The sequence below is a fragment of the Saccharothrix sp. ST-888 genome (genome assembly GCF_000955975.1).
Taxonomy (GTDB): Bacteria; Actinomycetota; Actinomycetes; order Streptomycetales; family Streptomycetaceae; genus Kitasatospora.
The window spans coordinates 1-330 of sequence record NZ_JYJF01000741.1 but is presented as its reverse complement, the minus strand read 5'-3'; the positions used below and the strand labels follow the sequence as shown (position 1 = coordinate 330).

Genomic DNA, 330 nt, shown 5'->3' with positions numbered 1-330 from the left:
GTGTGTGTGGAGTTGGACGGGCACTTGGAGCGTCCGCTGCGGGGGGTGATGTTCGCGGGTGAGGACGGTCTGCTGGATCAGACGGCCTACACGCAGCCGGCGCTGCTCGCGGTTGCGGTCGCGCTTTTCCGGTTGGTGGAGTCGTGGGGGGTCCGGCCGGGCTTCCTGGGGCGTCTCTCGATCGGGGCCGCTGCGATGGCGCCGGTGGTGCCCTGGGTGCTGTCGTGCCGGACGGCGGAGGCGCTGTGCGGCCAGGCCGGTCGACTGGTCGCCGGGGAGGATGGCGAGCCCGGCGCTGGTGTGCTGGAACTCGGTCTCCCGGTGGTGAGT

General features: G+C 71.8%; 1 protein-coding gene. It reads left to right on the top strand.

Going from position 1 to position 330, the window contains the following annotated elements; all coding sequences use genetic code 11:
- Nucleotides 1–24: 24 nt before the first annotated feature.
- Nucleotides 25–330: hypothetical protein (locus tag UK12_RS44870; RefSeq protein WP_156179152.1), on the top strand; the 306-nt coding region annotated here is incomplete at its 3' end.